The sequence below is a fragment of the Streptomyces sp. PL-25 genome (assembly GCF_058344915.1).
Genome location: NZ_CP136997.1, coordinates 5,284,143 through 5,300,610, shown reverse-complemented (window position 1 = coordinate 5,300,610; position 16,468 = coordinate 5,284,143). Strand labels below are relative to the sequence as shown.

At 72.4% G+C, this 16,468-nt stretch carries 11 protein-coding genes; 3 read left to right on the top strand and 8 right to left on the bottom strand.

Translation table 11 applies throughout. The annotated features are described in order from the left end of the window. Window positions 1-101 precede the first annotated feature (101 nt). Window positions 102-1,028: a proline dehydrogenase family protein gene (locus R4Z62_RS24000; protein WP_064535404.1), complete on the bottom strand. Its 927-nt coding sequence runs from the start codon at window positions 1,026-1,028 to the stop codon at window positions 102-104. 162 nt (window positions 1,029-1,190) lie between these two features. Here R4Z62_RS24000 and R4Z62_RS23995 point away from each other — a divergent pair, with 162 nt between their 5' ends. Further along, window positions 1,191-2,411, top strand: a complete 1,221-nt coding sequence (locus R4Z62_RS23995; protein WP_079159077.1) for a PucR family transcriptional regulator — start codon at window positions 1,191-1,193, stop codon at window positions 2,409-2,411. A 28-nt stretch (window positions 2,412-2,439) separates the two neighbouring features. On the opposite strand, the gene R4Z62_RS23990 is transcribed toward R4Z62_RS23995, so the two are convergent. Further along, entirely contained in the window at window positions 2,440-3,039 is a 600-nt protein-coding gene (locus R4Z62_RS23990; RefSeq protein ID WP_064535402.1) for a TetR/AcrR family transcriptional regulator, read from the bottom strand. A 111-nt stretch (window positions 3,040-3,150) separates the two neighbouring features. Between R4Z62_RS23990 and R4Z62_RS23985 the strand changes: the two genes are divergently transcribed. Next, window positions 3,151-4,710 (top strand): MFS transporter, encoded by a 1,560-nt coding sequence (locus R4Z62_RS23985; RefSeq protein ID WP_064537653.1) that lies wholly within the window; start codon window positions 3,151-3,153, stop codon window positions 4,708-4,710. Between the two features lie 119 nt (window positions 4,711-4,829). Here R4Z62_RS23985 and serA read toward each other — a convergent pair whose 3' ends face one another. The 6 genes from serA to R4Z62_RS23955 all read right to left on the bottom strand — a co-directional run bounded on the left by serA (window position 4,830) and on the right by R4Z62_RS23955 (window position 15,253). Then, window positions 4,830-6,419: a phosphoglycerate dehydrogenase gene (gene serA / locus R4Z62_RS23980; protein ID WP_018569351.1), complete on the bottom strand. Its 1,590-nt coding sequence runs from the start codon at window positions 6,417-6,419 to the stop codon at window positions 4,830-4,832. A gap of 286 nt (window positions 6,420-6,705) precedes the next feature. After that, on the bottom strand, window positions 6,706-7,704 hold the full coding sequence (ilvC, locus tag R4Z62_RS23975) for a ketol-acid reductoisomerase (RefSeq protein WP_064535401.1): 999 nt from the start codon (window positions 7,702-7,704) through the stop codon (window positions 6,706-6,708). 126 nt (window positions 7,705-7,830) lie between these two features. Then, entirely contained in the window at window positions 7,831-8,358 is a 528-nt protein-coding gene (gene ilvN, locus R4Z62_RS23970; RefSeq protein WP_018568644.1) for an acetolactate synthase small subunit, read from the bottom strand. A 34-nt stretch (window positions 8,359-8,392) separates the two neighbouring features. Then, complete coding sequence (locus R4Z62_RS23965) at window positions 8,393-10,240, bottom strand: acetolactate synthase large subunit (RefSeq protein ID WP_385499410.1); 1,848 nt, start codon at window positions 10,238-10,240, stop codon at window positions 8,393-8,395. 264 nt (window positions 10,241-10,504) lie between these two features. After that, complete coding sequence (locus tag R4Z62_RS23960; RefSeq protein ID WP_491520860.1) at window positions 10,505-13,792, bottom strand: putative bifunctional diguanylate cyclase/phosphodiesterase; 3,288 nt, start codon at window positions 13,790-13,792, stop codon at window positions 10,505-10,507. A 498-nt stretch (window positions 13,793-14,290) separates the two neighbouring features. Then, a complete protein-coding gene (locus R4Z62_RS23955) occupies window positions 14,291-15,253 on the bottom strand; it encodes a 2-hydroxyacid dehydrogenase (RefSeq protein ID WP_173860892.1) in 963 nt (320 codons plus the stop codon). A gap of 77 nt (window positions 15,254-15,330) precedes the next feature. Here R4Z62_RS23955 and R4Z62_RS23950 point away from each other — a divergent pair, with 77 nt between their 5' ends. Beyond that, window positions 15,331-16,329: an aldo/keto reductase gene (locus R4Z62_RS23950; protein ID WP_079159076.1), complete on the top strand. Its 999-nt coding sequence runs from the start codon at window positions 15,331-15,333 to the stop codon at window positions 16,327-16,329. Window positions 16,330-16,468: the final 139 nt, after the last annotated feature.

Genomic DNA, 16,468 nt, shown 5'->3' with positions numbered 1-16,468 from the left:
GCGCAGGTCGGCCGGCTTCTCCGCCAGACGGCGCATGCTGTGCCTTCCCGGGGGGCGACCCCCGGACCCCCGGCAGGGGGGTGCGGCACAGCCGTTGCCGGTCAGCCTCGGCTGAGCATGCTCCGCGCGAAGAAGCGCAGGTTGGCCGGCTTCTCCGCCAGACGGCGCATGAAGTAGCCGTACCAGTCCGTGCCGTAGGCGGTGTAGACGCGCATACGGTGGCCCTCGGCGGCCAGGCGCAGGTGCTCGTCGCTGCGGATGCCGTACAGCATCTGAAACTCGTACTCGTCGAGCTTGCGGCCGGCCGTGCGGGCCAGCTCCTGCGCGATGGAGATGAGACGGGGGTCGTGGGACCCGACCATCGGGTACCCGTCGCCGTCCATCAGAGTGCGCAGGATCCGCACGTACGCCTTGTCGATCTCGTGCTTGTCCTGGTAGGCGACCTCGGCGGGCTCCTTGTAGGCGCCCTTCACCAACCGTACGCGAGAACCGCTCGCGGCGAGGCGGCGCGCGTCGGCCTCGGTGCGGAAGAGGTAGGCCTGGATGACACAGCCGGTCTGCGGGAAGTCCTTCCGCAGCTCCTCGTGGATGGCGAACATCGAGTCGAGGGTGGTGTGGTCCTCGGCGTCCAGGGTGACCGTGGTGCCGATCGCGGCGGCGGCCTCGACGACCGGGCGGACGTTGGCGAGGGCCAGCTCGTGGCCGCCGGGGAGGGTCTGCCCGAACATCGTCAGCTTGACGGACATCTCGACGCGCGGGCCCAGGTCCAGGTCCTTGATGTGGTCGACGAGCGCCAGGTAGGCGTCCCGGGCGATGGTCGACTGCTCGGGGGTGGTGATGTCCTCGCCGACCACGTCCATGGTCAGGTCGAGGCCCTTGCCGGTGAGGTCCGCGACGATGGGGACGATGTCGTCCACGGTCTCGCCGGGGATGAAGCGGTCCACGACCTGCTTGGTCACCGGAGCCGCCGAGACGAGACGGCGTATCCGGTCGCTGCGCGACGCGGCGAGAATCACGGGACCCAGCACAGGGCACCTCCACAACAGTGAGCACAAGGCCGCGACCCGACCGATCGGGAACGGCACGGAGAACCACTGTGAAAGTTAGGGATCCGTGTGATCGTCGGCCATCGACAGCTGTCACGCATCCGCGGACCCGATCTCAGACATATGTATGAAGGGTCCGCGGAAATGCGGGAGAATGCCCGGGTGACGGCGGATTACAAGGGCGACTACCAGGAGCTGATCGACGAGATCTCGGAGCTGCTGGGCGCTCCGGCCACCCTGGAGAACCGGAACTTCGAGCTGATCGCCTTCGGCACCTACGACAGCGAGGGCGACCTCGACCCCGCCGCGCTCGACCCGGTGCGCACCCGCTCGATCCTCACCCGCCGCTCCACGGCCGCGGTGCGCCGCTGGTTCGAGGGCTTCGGCATCACCCGCGCCACCGGCCCGGTCCGCATCCCGCCCACCCCGGAGGCGGGCGTCTACCGGGGGCGGATCTGCCTGCCGGTACGCCACCGGGGAGTCGTCCTCGGCTATGTCTGGCTGCTGGTGGACGACCCGGGCCCGGCGGAACCGCAGCTCACCGCGGCCATGCGGGTGACGGGCCGCATCGGGGCGCTGCTCGCCGACGAGGCGCAGCACGGCGCCGACCTCACCCGCGAGCTGCGGGCGGTGCTGACCGCCGAGCGGGGCTGGCCCCGGGACATGGCGGTGGCCGAGCTGCGGACGGCGCTGGGGCCGCGCGCGGAGGGGCCGCACTCGATGGTGTGCGTGGCGCCCTGGCCCTCGGCCGACCCGGACGACGCGCCCTCGGTGCGCACCCTGCCGGGCGCGACGGCCCTGTGCACCGTGCCGTGGGGGGCGGCGGACCAGTGTCTGGCGCTGCTGGTGCGGCTGCGCTCGGCGGACTCCCCGACCCCGGCGGTGTCGGCGGCGACCCGGCTGCTGGAGCAGGCGCCCGGCGGCGGGGCGGGGGGCACGGCGGGCGGTGCGGCGGGCGCGGCGGCCGGGATCGCCGCCGGGCGCACCGGCCTCGCCGAGCTGGGCACGGCGTGGGCGCAGGCGGTGGCGGCGGCCCGCGCAGCGCTCGCGGAGCCCCGGCTCGGTCCGGTGGCGCAGTGGGCGCGCATCGGCCCCTACCGGCTGCTGACCTCGCTGACCGGCGAGGCCGCGCACGACGCGGCGGTGGCGCCGCTCCTCTCCCGGGCCCACCAGGAGCTGGCCCGCACGGCGGAGGTCTATCTGGACTGCGCCGGGCAGGCCGGGCGGACCGCCGCCGAGCTGGGCGTGCACCGCCAGACCCTCTACTACCGGCTGTCCCGGGTGGAGCAGCTCACCGGGCTCGACCTGGACGACGGCGAGGACCGGCTGCTGCTGCACATGGCACTGAAGGCGGCGCGGCTGTAGCCGCGCCCGGCGCTCAGCACGGCGCGGGCTACCGCTGGGCGCTCTGCGCGGCGCCCGCCAGCACCCGGCGCAGGCCCTCGGTGAGCTGGTCGGCGCGGGTGGCGGTGTCCGGGTCGAAGAGCCACTGCACCATGAGGCCCTGGAGGAGGGTCTGGTAGAGGCGGCCCTCGGTGTCGACGGCCTCCTTGTCGAGGTCGGCCTCGGGGACGTCGGTGAACAGGGGCAGGATGCCGGAGCGGCCCTCCTCCTGGGCCTGCGCGAGCAGCTTGCGCACCTCGGGCAGCCGGTCGCCCTGGAGGATCAGCTCCAGGCTGAGCAGCCAGGTGGGGCGGGAGGCCGGCACCGAGCGGATGATCTGCTCCCAGACCTCCTGGAACCGCTCCAGCGACCCGGGGGCCGAGCCGCTCCCGGCCGCCGCCGACCAGGCGGGGCCGCCGCTGCCGCTCATCTCCTCGACGAGGGAGACATAGGCCCTCACCAGCAGCGCGTCCTTCGAGCCGTAGTGGTAGCCGATGGAGGCCAGGTTGGTCCCGGACTCCTTGACGATGTCGCGCGCGGTCGTCCGCACGAACCCCTTCTCCAGCAGGCAGCGCTTCGCGCCGTCGAGCAGATCCTCACGATGTCCCATGCCCTCCAGCCTACCCGTGGATCCATACATCCGTCCTATACGGATGACCTATACGGGCGACCTATACGCTCGTACTAGACAAGCGTTTAAGACGTGTGTACATTCGTGGCCATGACGAACTCGACGAGCACGACGACCCGGGCCGGTCTCGCCGGCCGCCGCGAATGGACCGCCCTCGGCGTGCTGATGCTGCCGCTGCTGCTGGTCTCGATGGATGTCTCGGTCCTCTACTTCGCCATCCCGGCGATCAGCGCGGACCTGGAGCCCACCGGCACCCAGCAGCTGTGGATCTTCGACATCTACGCGTTCGTCCTGGCCGGGCTGCTGATGACGATGGGCTCGCTCGGCGACCGCATCGGCCGCCGCCGACTGCTGCTGATCGGCGCCGCCGCCTTCGGCACCGCCTCCCTGGTCGCCGCCTACGCGAACAGCGCGGAGACCCTGATCGCGGCCCGCGCGGTGCTCGGCATCGGCGGCGCCACCCTGATGCCCTCGACCATGGCGCTGGTGCGCACGATGTTCACCGACCCCGGTCAGCGCGCCAAGGCGATCGGCATCTGGTCCGGTGTGATGACGGCCGGCATCGCGCTCGGCTCGGTGCTCAGCGGCATCCTGGTGCAGTACTTCTGGTGGGGCTCGGTCTTCCTGGTCAACCTGCCCGCGATGGCGCTGCTGCTGGTGCTCGGCCCGATCCTGCTCCCCGAGTCGAAGAACCCCGCCCCCGGCCGGTTCGACCTGATCAGCGTGCCGCTGTCGATGGCCGCCGTGCTCCCCGTGGTCTACGGCCTCAAGGAGATCCCCTCCGAGGGCGTCCACCCGCTCTACGTCGCCTCGATCGCCACCGGCCTGTTCTTCGCGGCCCTGTTCGTGCACCGCCAGCGCACCGCCGCCTCCCCGATGGTCTCGCCCGCCCTCTTCCGCGGCCGGGGCTTCGCCCCCGCCGTCGTCCTCAACCTGATCTCCTCGTTCGCCATGATGGGCTCGGCCTTCTTCACCACGCAGTACCTCCAGTCGGTGCTCGGCAAGAGCGCGATGGAGGCCGCCCTGTGGGCGCTGCTGCCCTCGCTGCCGATCGGCATGGCGGCCCCGGTCGCCACCCAGCTGGTGCAGAAGGGCGTCAACCGGGCCTACGTCGTCACCACCGGCTTCGCCATCGGCGCCGCGGGCTACGGGATGCTGGCCGTGGCCGGTACGGACTCCCTCTGGCTGGTCCTGGCGGCCTGCGCGGTCCTGTCCTCCGGCATCGTGATGGTGATCTCCCAGATGACCGACCTGGCGCTGGGCGCGGCCCCGGCGGAGCAGGCGGGCGCCGCCTCCTCGCTGCTGGAGACCGGCTCGGAGTTCGGCGGGGCGCTGGGCATGGCGACGCTCGGCTCCATCGGCACGGCGATCTACCGCCACGACATCCCGGCCGGTGCCCCCGCCCCGGCCCACGAGACCCTGGGCGGCGCGCTCGCCGTCGCCGGACAGCTCCCCGGCCGGACCGGAGAGGCCCTGGTCACCGCGGCCCGCGAAGCCTTCACCCACGGGATGCAGGGCGCGGCCCTCGCCGGAGCGGCCCTGCTGGTCCTGGCCGGGATCGCGGCCACGGCGACCCTGCGCCGGGTGAGCGTCCGGGCCGAGGCGGTCGAGGAGACCGAGCAGGCGCAGCCCGAGAAGGTGCTCGCCTGAGCGCCGGGCGGCACGCGAAAGGCGCCGGGTGAGCTGGGAACTCCAGCTCACCCGGCGCCTTCCGGTGCCTCTCGTGAGTCTCGCCGTCGCCCGGCCGGGCCGCCCCGGCCTCCGGCGCGTCAGACCAGGTTCACGGAACGGGCCGAGGTGGCCCCGATCTCCGCCGAGACCTCCGCGAGCACCCCGGCCGGAACCGTGTCGTCCACGGTCAGCACGGCCAGCGCCTCGCCGCCCACGCCCGCGCGGGCCACCTGCATACCGGCGATGTTGATGCCCGCCTCGCCGATGACCCGGCCCACCGTGCCGACGACACCGGGACGGTCCTCGTAGCGCAGGACGACCATGTGGTCGGCGAGCGCGAGGTCGACGTCGTACTCGCCGACGGCGACGATCTTCTGCACGTGCTTGGGTCCGGCCAGGGTGCCGGAGACCGACACCTCCTCGCCGTCGGCGAGGGTGCCGCGCACCGTGACCACGTTGCGGTGGTCGGCGGACTCGCTGCTCGTGGTCAGGCGGACCTCGACACCGCGCTCCTGCGCGAACAGCGGCGCGTTGACGTAGGAGACCGTCTCGTCGACGACGTCCTCGAAGACGCCCTTGAGCGCGGACAGCTCCAGGACCTTCACGTCGTGCTGGGTGATCTCGCCGTAGACCTCGACGTCGAGGCGGACGGCGACCTCACCGGCGAGCGCCGTGAAGATGCGGCCCAGGCGCTCGGCGAGCGGGAGGCCCGGCTTGACGTCCTCGGCGATGACGCCGCCCTGCACGTTGACCGCGTCCGGCACCAGCTCACCGGCGAGGGCGAGGCGCACCGACCTGGCGACGGCGATGCCCGCCTTCTCCTGCGCCTCGTCCGTGGAGGCGCCCAGGTGCGGGGTGCAGACGACCTGGTCGAACTCGAAGAGCGGGGAGTCGGTGCACGGCTCCTTGGCGTACACGTCCAGGCCCGCGCCGGCGACCCGGCCCTCCTTCAGCGCCGAGTACAGCGCCTCCTCGTCGACGATGCCGCCGCGCGCGGCGTTGACGATGCGCACGGTCGGTTTGACCTTGTGCAGCGCGTCCTCGCCGATCAGGCCGAGCGTCTCGGGGGTCTTGGGCAGGTGGACGGTGATGAAGTCGGAGACCTCCAGCAGCTCGTCCAGCGTCAGCACCTTGACGCCCATCTGCGCGGCCCGCGCGGGCTGCACGTACGGGTCGTAGGCGACGACCTTCATGCCGAAGGCGGACATGCGCTGGGCGACCAGGGCGCCGATGCGGCCGAGGCCGACGACGCCGAGGGTCTTCTCGGCCAGCTCGACGCCGGTGTACTTGCTGCGCTTCCACTCGCTGTTCTTCAGCGCGGCGTTGGCCTGCGGGATGTTGCGGGCGGTGGCGAGGAGCAGGCCGCAGGCCAGTTCGGCGGCGGTCACGATGTTGGAGGTCGGGGCGTTGACGACCATCACGCCGGCCTTGGTGGCGGCGGAGACGTCCACGTTGTCCAGGCCGACACCGGCGCGGGCGACGACCTTGAGCTTGCGGGCGGCGGCGACGGCCTCGGCGTCGACCTTGGTGGCCGAGCGGATCAGGATCGCGTCGACGTCGGCGATGGCGGGGAGCAGTTCGGCCCGGTCGGCGCCGTTGCAGTGCCGGATCTCGAAGTCCGGACCGAGTGCGTCGACGGTCGCGGGCGACAGCTCTTCAGCGATGAGTACGACAGGTTTCGAGCTCACGTGAGTCCTCACAAATCCAATGCGTGCGGACGGCCGTCCCGACGGCCGCAGGCGGTGGAGTGGGCGGGATGCTAGCCGCGTGGAAGACGCACGACGCTGTGGGCCTGACGCGTTGTTGTGCAGCAGTGTAGTGGCGTCGCGTGCGTCGTATTACGCCGCTGCGGAAGGATCACCCGTCCGTGGCTGGACGGGGTGGACAACGCCGCCGGTCCGCCGTGGGAGACGGCGCCGCCCCGGGTGCGGCGAAGGGGCCGGAGCACCGGCTCCGACCCCTCGGCCCTGAGGCTTACGCCTCCTCGTCGACCCAGCTCATGAGCTTGCGCAGCTCCTTGCCGGTGGTCTCCAGCAGGTGCTCGGAGTCCTGCTTCTTGTACTCGTTGTACCGCTTGAGGCCGCCGTGGTACTCGTCCATCCAGTTCTTGGCGAAGGTGCCGTCCTGGATCTCGGCGAGGACCTTCTTCATCTCGGCCTTGGTGGCGTCGGTGATGATGCGCGGGCCGGTGACGTAGTCGCCCCACTCGGCGGTCTCGGAGATCGACCAGCGCATCTTCTCCAGGCCGCCCTCGTACATGAGGTCGACGATCAGCTTCAGCTCGTGCAGGCACTCGAAGTAGGCGATCTCCGGCTGGTAGCCCGCCTCGACCAGCGTCTCGAAACCGGCCTTGACCAGCGCGGCGGTGCCGCCGCACAGCACGGCCTGCTCGCCGAAGAGGTCGGTCTCGGTCTCCTCGGTGAAGGTGGTCTTGATGACGCCGGCGCGGGTGCCGCCGATGCCCTTGGCGTAGGACAGGGCCAGCGCGAAGGCGTTGCCGGAGGCGTCCTGCTCGACGGCCACGATGCACGGGACGCCGCGGCCCTCCTCGTACTGGCGGCGCACCAGGTGGCCGGGGCCCTTGGGGGCGACCATGCAGACGTCGACACCGGCCGGGGGCTTGATGAAGCCGTAGCGGATGTTCAGGCCGTGCCCGAAGAACAGCGCGTCGCCGTCCTTCAGGTTCGGCGCGATGTGCTCCTCGTAGACCTGGGCCTGGATCGGGTCCGGCACCAGGATCATGATGACGTCGGCCTCGGCCGCGGCCTCGGACGGGCTCACCACGCGCAGGCCCTGCTCCTCGGCCTTCGCCTTCGACTTGGACCCCTCGTGCAGACCCACCCGCACGTCGACACCCGAGTCGCGCAGCGACAGGGCATGGGCGTGACCCTGGCTGCCGTAACCGATGACCGCGACCTTGCGGCCCTGGATGATGGACAGGTCGGCGTCGGCGTCGTAGAACAGCTCGGCCACTGGGTTCTCTCCTTGGTGTGCGGGTTGTGCGTCCCACCGTATGCCGGTGAGGGGGCGGGAAGTTTGCGGGTCTCGGCATACGGGCGGCGGTGTCGCCCGCGCGCCCGTACGCGTCGCCGTGTGTCGTTACGCCGATCGGTCGAGGGCGCGCAGCGACCGGTCCGTGATCGAACGGGCGCCGCGGCCGATCGCGATGGTGCCGGACTGCACCAGCTCCTTGATGCCGTACTGCTCCAGCATCTTGAGCATGGCGGTCAGCTTGTCGCTGGATCCGGTGGCCTCGATGGTCACGGCCTCCGGGGAGACGTCGACCGTCTTGGCGCGGAAGAGCTGGACGATCTCGGTGATCTGGGAGCGCGTCTCGTTGTCGGCGCGCACCTTCACCAGGACGAGTTCGCGCTGCACGGCCGAACCGGGTTCCAGTTCGACGATCTTCAGCACGTTGACGAGCTTGTTGAGCTGCTTGGTCACCTGCTCCAGCGGCAGGTCCTCCACACCGACCACGATGGTGATGCGGGAGATGTCGGGGTGCTCGGTGACGCCGACCGCGAGCGAGTCGATGTTGAAGCCGCGGCGGGAGAACAGGGCGGCGATCCGGGCGAGGATACCGGGGGTGTTCTCGACCAGGACCGAGAGCGTGTGCTTGGTGGACATGACGGGCGTACCTTCCTGAAGTCCCGGACGGCTCTCAGTCGTCGTCGCTGTCGCCGAAGTCGGGGCGGACGTCCCGGGCGGCCATGATCTCGTCGTTGGAGGTGCCGGCGGCGACCATCGGCCAGACCATCGCGTCCTCGTGGACGATGAAGTCGACGACGACCGGGCGGTCGTTGACCGCGTTGGCCTCCTCGATGACCTTGTCCAGGTCCTCGGGGCGCTCGCAGCGGATCGCGTAGCAGCCCATGGCCTCCGACAGCTTCACGAAGTCGGGGACGCGGGTGCCGCGGGCGTCCGGGTTGACGTCGTCCGGGCCCGAGTGCAGGACCGTGTTGGAGTAGCGCTGGTTGTAGAAGAGGGTCTGCCACTGGCGGACCATCCCGAGGGCGCCGTTGTTGATGACGGCGACCTTGATCGGGATGTTGTTCAGGGCGCAGGTGGTCAGCTCCTGGTTGGTCATCTGGAAGCAGCCGTCGCCGTCGATCGCCCAGACGGTCCGCTCGGGCCTGCCCGCCTTGGCGCCCATGGCGGCCGGGACGGCGTAGCCCATGGTCCCGGCGCCGCCGGAGTTCAGCCAGGTGGCGGGCTGCTCGTACTGGACGAAGTGCGCGGCCCACATCTGGTGCTGGCCGACGCCCGCCGCGAAGATGGTGCCCTCGGGGGCGAGCTGCCCGATCCGCTCGATGACCGCCTGCGGGGACAGCGAGCCGTCCGCGGGCTGGTCGTAGCCGAGCGGGTAGGTCTCGCGCCAGCGGCTGAGGTCGTTCCACCAGGCGGTGTAGTCGCCGCGGTGGCCCTCGGCGTGCTCCTTCTGGACGGCCTGGACCAGGTCGGCGATGACCTCGCGGGCGTCGCCGACGATCGGCACGTCGGCCTCGCGGTTCTTGCCGATCTCGGCGGGGTCGATGTCGGCGTGGACGATCTTGGCGTGCGGGGCGAAGCTGTCCAGCTTGCCGGTGACGCGGTCGTCGAAGCGGGCTCCGAGGGCGACGATCAGGTCGGCCTTCTGCAGCGCGGTGACGGCGGTGACCGCACCGTGCATGCCCGGCATCCCCACGTGCAGCGGGTGGCTGTCGGGGAATGCGCCGAGCGCCATCAGGGTGGTGGTGACGGGCGCTCCGGTCAGTTCGGCCAGCACCTTCAGCTCGGCGGTGGCCCCGGCCTTCAGGACGCCGCCGCCGACGTAGAGGACCGGCCGCTTGGCGGCGGTGATGAGCTTGGCGGCCTCGCGGATCTGCTTGGCGTGCGGCTTGGTGACGGGCCGGTAGCCGGGCAGGTCCGTGACGGGCGGCCAGGAGAAGGTGGTCTGCGCCTGGAGGATGTCCTTGGGGATGTCGACCAGGACCGGGCCGGGGCGGCCGGTGGAGGCGATGTGGAACGCCTCCGCGATCGTCCTCGGGATGTCCTCCGCCCGGGTGACCAGGAAGCTGTGCTTGGTGATCGGCATCGTGATGCCGACGATGTCCGCCTCCTGGAAGGCGTCGGTGCCGATCGCCTTGGAGACGACCTGGCCGGTGATGGCGACCAGCGGCACCGAGTCCATGTTGGCGTCGGCGATCGGGGTCACCAGGTTGGTGGCGCCGGGGCCCGAAGTGGCCATGCAGACTCCGACCTTGCCGGTCGCCTGGGCGTAGCCGGTGGCCGCGTGGCCCGCGCCCTGTTCGTGCCTCACCAGCACGTGGCGCACCCGGCTGGAGTCCATCATCGGGTCGTACGCGGGAAGGATCGTGCCACCGGGAATGCCGAATACGGTGTCGACCCCGACCTCCTCGAGAGAGCGGATGAGGGACTTCGCACCCGTGACGTGCTCGGGCGCGGACTGGTGTCCTCCGGATCGGGGCCGCGGCTGCGGATGGTGGGCCCCGGTGGCCTGCTCGGTCATCGGCATTCTCTTCTCGATGCTGAGGTTCTGCGAGGGTTCGGGTGTCGGCTTTCGCCAGGTTCGCACGGTCTGGGACCGCGGTGCGGCAGGTGTCCGTGCAACAAAAAACCCCTCGTGCCGTGAGGCAAGCGAGGGGAGCGCGCCGGTGAGGGTCGCTGGGGTCCGCGGAGTCATCCGCTGGGTCCCAGCTCAGCCGACGCGCTGTCCAAGTACGAGAATTCGGGTGCGCATGGAAATGACCCTCCCCCCGGCACGCATCCACTGTCAAGTGGGTGGGACGGGAGTCTCATCATGTGGGCGAAGGCTCGCCCCGCCGCCGAAGACGACCGGCAGCTGACCGGCGCGGATGCCCGCCCCGCCGGCGCCCGCGAAGGCCGGTTCGACCGCTCCGTGGTGCACCGGGTAGTGGCCGGAAGCGAGCGCCCGGCGCAGCCGGTACTCGTCCAGCGGGCCGGAGAACGCCATGCCCTGGCCGTGGGTGCAGCCCATCGCGCGCAGCGCGGCCGCCTGCTCGGGCAGGTCCACTCCGTCGGCCACCGACTGGAGACCCAGGTCGCCCGCCATCCGCAGCAGCCCGCCGGTGATCTTGTGCAGCCGGGCCGACTCGACGACCCCCTCGACCAGGGAGCGGTCGAGCTTGAGCACGTCGACGGGGAGGCGGCGCAGGGCCATGAGGGCGCCGTGACCGCTGCCGAAGCCGTCCAGGGCGATGCGTACGCCGATCCGGCTGAGGGCGGACAGACGGCGCTCCAGCTCGTCCGGCGACACCCGCGGGTCGGTGTCGGCCAGCTCGACCACGAGCGACCCGGAGGGCAGCCCGTACCGGCTCAGCAGGGCCTCGACGGTGCCCGGCGGCATGGAGCGGTCCACCAGGCGGCGCGCTCCGACGCGGACCACCACCGACACGTTCAGGCCGGTCCTGGCGCGCTCGGCGGCCTGCTCCACGGCCTCCTCCAGCATCCAGCGGCCCAGCTCGGCCGTCCGGTCGCTGTCCTCGGAGACCCGCAGGAACTCGGCGGGCGTGAACAGCACCCCCTGGGAGGAGCGCCAGCGCGCCTGGGCGGCCACCGAGGTGATCCGGCCGGTGGCCAGGCACACCACCGGCTGGTGCAGCAGCGTGAACTCGCCGTCGTGCAGCGCGGACCTGAGCCGGGTGGCCAGTTCCGCCTTGCGGACGACGTCCTGCTGCATCTGCGGCCTGTACAGCTCGACACGGCCCTTTCCGGCCGCCTTGGCGCGGTACATGGCGAGGTCGGCGTTGCGCAGCAGCTCGCCCGCGCCGAGGCCCGGCTCGGCGAAGGCGACGCCGATGGAGGCGGCCACGCGGACATCGTTGCCGTCGATGAGGTAGGGCTGCGAGAGGGTGACGCGCAGGCGGTCGGCCAGTTCCAGGATGTGCCCCTCGCGGGCGGTGCGGTCGCGGGTGCCGTCGCCGACGATGAGCGCGGCGAACTCGTCGCCGCCGAGCCGGGAGGCGGTGTCCCCGTGGCGGACCGCGTCGTGGAGTCTGCGGGCGGCCTGGACGAGCAGCGCGTCCCCGGCCTGGTGCCCGATGGTGTCGTTGACGGCCTTGAAGCCGTCGAGGTCGATGAAGAGCACGGCGGTGCCCCGGTCGGTGGAGCGGCGGCCGGACAGCGCCTGCTGCACGCGCCGGGTGAACAGCGCCCGGTTCGGCAGGTCGGTGAGCGGGTCGTGCTCGGCGTTGTGCTGGAGCTGCGCCTGGAGGCGCACCCGCTCGGTGACGTCCCGGCTGTTGAAGATGAGGCCGCCGTGGTGACGGTTGATGGTCGACTCGACGTTGAGCCAGCCTCCCCCGCTCCCGTCCTCGCCGGAGCGGGAGGCGCCCCCGCCGGAGCGGAACCGGCACTCGATGCGGGTGGTGGGCTCCTCGTGCGGGCTGGCGGCGAGGAAGCGGCGCACCTCGTGGACCACGCAGCCGAGGTCCTCCGGGTGGATGAGACCGGCGAGCTCGGTGCCGACCAGTTCCTCGGCGGGGCGGCCGTACACCCCGGCGGCGGCCGGGGAGACGTATCTGAGGATGCCGTTGGGCGCGGCGATCATGATGACGTCGCTGGAGCCCTGCACCAGGGAGCGGAAGTGGTTCTCCTTCTGGGCCAGCTCCTGGGTGAGGGCGATGTTGTCGAGCAGCATGATGCCCTGGCGCACGACGAGGGCGAGCACCACGGCACCGGCGGTGATCAGCACCACCCGGTCGACGCTGTGGCCGTTCAGCACGTTGTACAGCACGCCCAGCGTGCACACGGCGGCGGCGAGGTAGGGCGTCAGGGCCGCGAGGGAGCCGGCGATGGGCCGGGTGGCCGGATACCGCTCGGTGGCGGTCTCCGGGACGGGCGGCCGGACGGCCGGGCGCGGGGGCGCCTGGCGCTGGCCGGGCACCCGCTCGGACGCCGTGCGCGTGTGCCCCTCGGTCTCGGGGGCGTCGCCCGCGGGGGCGTGCCCGTCGGCCTCGGGCAGCTGTCCGTCGGCCACGCGCGCGTGGCCGGCCGACGGGTACGCCGTGCCGCCCCGGCCGGCCGGTCCGGGTGAGGACGGGCCCGGCACGGCAATCTCGTACGCGCGCGGGACGGTGGTCTCGTGGGCGTGCGGTGCGGCCGTCTCGTGGTCGGTGGTGCGGTGGTCCGCGGTGGGCCGGGCGGTGGCGCCGAGGCCGGTGCCAGGGCGGTCCGCGGTGCGGTGGTCCGCGGTGTGCGGGCCCACCCAGGGGGCGTACGCCAGCAGCAGTGAGCCCGCGAACCAGCCCGCGTCGAGCAACTGCCCGGAGCGGTAGCTGTGGTGCATCAGCGGCGAGGTGAACAGGGCGTCGCTCAGCACGGTCAGGGCAAGGCCGCCGATCGCGGTGTTCACCGCGGTGCGGTTGAGCGGTGAGCGCCGGAAGTGCAGCGCCAGCACCATGCTGACCAGGACGATGTCCAGCAGCGGATAGGCCAGGGAGAGCGCGGTGTGCGCGACGCTCGGGCCGTCGAATCTGGCCGCCTGGGCGAGCGCGAGGCTCCAGGAGAGGGTGAGCAGCGAGCCGCCGATCAGCCAGGCGTCCAGCACCAGGCAGACCCAGCCGGCCCTGGTCACCGGGCGCTTGGCGAGCACCAGCAGCCCGACGATCGCGGGCGGTGCGAAGCACAGGAAGAACAGGTCCGCGTAGCTGGGGCTGGGCACCGGCTCGGCGAGGACGACCTCGTACCACCCCCAGATGCCGTTGCCCAGGGAGGCCATCGCCGAGGAGAGGGCGAACAGCAGCCAGGCGGAGCGGAAGCGGACGCGCTGGCCCCGGGCGAACAGGGCGCACGAGACGGCGGCGGTGCCGGCCGCCGCGGACAGCCCGAAGTCGCCCATGATCAGCGCGGCCTGGCGGGAGCCCCAGTCGCAGGCGGAGCCGACGGCGTATCCGGCGCACACCAGTGCGAGGGTCAGCTGGGACGCGAGCCGGAGCCGGCCGCCCGGTGCCGGCGGCGGTCCGGCGGGCCGGACGGGCGGCGGGGGCGGGACGCGGCGCGCCGTGTCGGGAGCGGTGACCGCGGAGACGGGCGGGCTCACCGGAGCCACCCGGTCCGCACCGCCGCTTCTCCGGCGCCCCTCGGCCGCGGACGGGCCGGGTGCGGACGCCTTCGGCGGCCACCGGTCCCGTCCCCGCGGCTCCCGCCGTACCGGTCACCGCCGCCGACGCCGTACCGGTGGCCGCCGCGGCCGTCATCTCGGCTGCCGCCGCCGTCGCCGCGGCCGTCACCGAGGCCGCCGCCGCGCCCTTCGCCGTGCGGGCCGCTGTCGTACGCGGCCGTGTGCCAGGGCCTCCGGTGGCGGCTCCGCCGCGTCGGATCGTTCGTCTCGTTCGTCCATAGGCCGTGCATCGCCCGTCGCCCCCCTCACAGTCCGAAATGTCCATCCCCGGCGCCGAATGTGCACGGCGCAGCCCCTGTCGGGGACGATACACCAGTCTCGTCACTCAGGGACATAGCTCCTCTACGCTCCGTGACGACCAGCGCATATGCGAATACGCCCCGCGTCCGGAGGGTCGCGGACGGTGCCCGGAGCGGGCTATACGCCTGCCGCGCCCGTCGTCAGCACCACGTTCGCGAGCGGCTCATGGTTCACGAACCGGTGCAATTGCCCCGTCAGCAGCCGCTCGGCACGCGGCCGGAACGCCGAGGTGGGTCCGCCGACATGAGGACTGATGAGCACCCCCGGAGCCTGCCACAGGGGGTGGCCGGCCGGCAGCGGCTCGGGGTCGGTGACATCGAGGGCGGCGGTGATCCGGCCGCGCTCCAGCTCGGCGAGGAGCGCCCCGGTGTCGACCACGCCGCCGCGTGCCACGTTCACCAGGAGCGCGCCGTCCTTCATCCGCGCCAGGAACTCCGCGTCCACCAGGCCGCGCGTGGTCTCGTTCAGCGGCGTGGACAGGATGACCACGTCGGCGTCGGGCAGCAGGGCGGGCAGGTCGGTGAGCGGGTGCACCGGACCGCGCGGCGTCGTGCGCGCGGAGCGCGCCACCCGCGCCACGCGCGCCACCTCGAAGGGCACCAGCCGGTCCTCGATGGCGGCGCCGATGGCCCCGTAGCCCACGACGAGGACGCTCCGGTCGGCGAGCGCCGGGTGGAAGCCCCCGCCCCACCGGCCGCGGTCCTGGTCCCGCACGAAACCGGGGACACCGCGCAGGGAGGCGAGGACGAGCGTCAGGGCCAGCTCCGCCGTGCTCGCCTCGTGCACCCCGCGCGCGTTGCACAGCAGCACGCCCGGCGGGAGGCGCCGCAGACCGGGCTCGACGGCGTCGGTGCCCGCGGACAGGGTCTGCACGACCCGCAGCGCGCGCATCCGCTCCAGCGGGCGGATGCCGGTGCCGGCGGGACGCATGTACGGCACGACGTAGAACACGCAGTCGGCCGGGTCGCCGGGGAACTCCTGCCCGCCGTCGTCGCCGCCGTCCCAGAAGAGGTAGTTCGGCCCCTTCGGGAGCCCTTCGATCTCCTCCGGCGGAAGCGGCAGCCATATGTCAGCAGTCATGGTCAGGAGGCTATGCCAGGGGCGCGCGCACGCAGAGGTTAGGTTGGTCCACCGAGCAGAGGGAGGGTTACGGCGAGGTGGAGCGCAGGACGATCGGCGCGGCGGCACTCGCGGTGGGGGCCGTAGGACTTGGCTGCATGCCGATGAGCTGGGCCTACAGCACGTCCCGGCAGCGGGGGGAGGAGTCGCTGCGGGCCGCGCACCGGGCGCTGGACCTGGGCTCGTCGCTGCTGGACACCGCCGACATGTACGGCCCGTTCACCAATGAGCTGCTGCTGGGCCGGGTGCTGAAGGAGCGGCGCTCCGACGCCTTCGTCTCGACCAAGGTCGGGCTGCTGGTGGGCGAGCAGCACATCGTGGCCAACGGCCGCCCCGGCTACGTGAGACGGGCCTGCGACGCGTCGCTGCGGCGGTTGCAGACGGAGGTGATCGACCTCTACCAGCTGCACCGGGCCGATCCGGAGGTGCCGGTGGAGGAGACCTGGGGGGCGATGGCGGAGCTGGTGCGGGCCGGGAAGGTGCGGGCGCTCGGGCTGAGCGCGGTGGGGGCGCGCGGCGGGCGCCGGTCCCGGGGGCGGCTGCATGACGGAACGATCCGGCAACTGGAGCGGGTGCAGCAGGTGTTCCCGGTGAGCGCGGTGCAGGCCGAACTGTCGGTGTGGTCGCCCGACGCGCTGGAGTCGCTGCTGCCGTGGTGCACCGCGCGGGGCGTGGGCCTGCTGGCCGCGATGCCGCTCGGCAACGGCTTCCTGACCGGCACGCTCACCCCCGGCGAGGGGTTCGAACCGGACGACCTGCGGGCCCGCCACCCCCGCTTCACCGCCGAGATGATGGCCGCCAACCAGCCGGTCGTCGCCGGTCTGCGCCGGGTGGCCGCCCGGCACGGCGACGGCGTCACCCCGGCCCAGGTGGCCCTGGCCTGGGTGCTCGCCCAGGGCCCGCACGTGATCCCCGTGCCGGGCGCCAAGCGGGAGCGCTGGGTCACGGAGAACGCCGCCGCCGCGGACCTCCGCCTGACCGCCCGGGACCTCGCGGACCTGGGCGCGCTGCCCGCGGCACGGGGGTCGTGGGACTGAGCGGGAGCCGGTCGCCCACGGAACCGGGATCCCGGGACGCGGGATCCCGGGACGCGGGATCCCGGGACGCGGACGCCTGCCGGGGCGGGATCCGGCCGATCGGCGGCCCGGCCCGGGTACGGGGGTGTATGAGATGAGG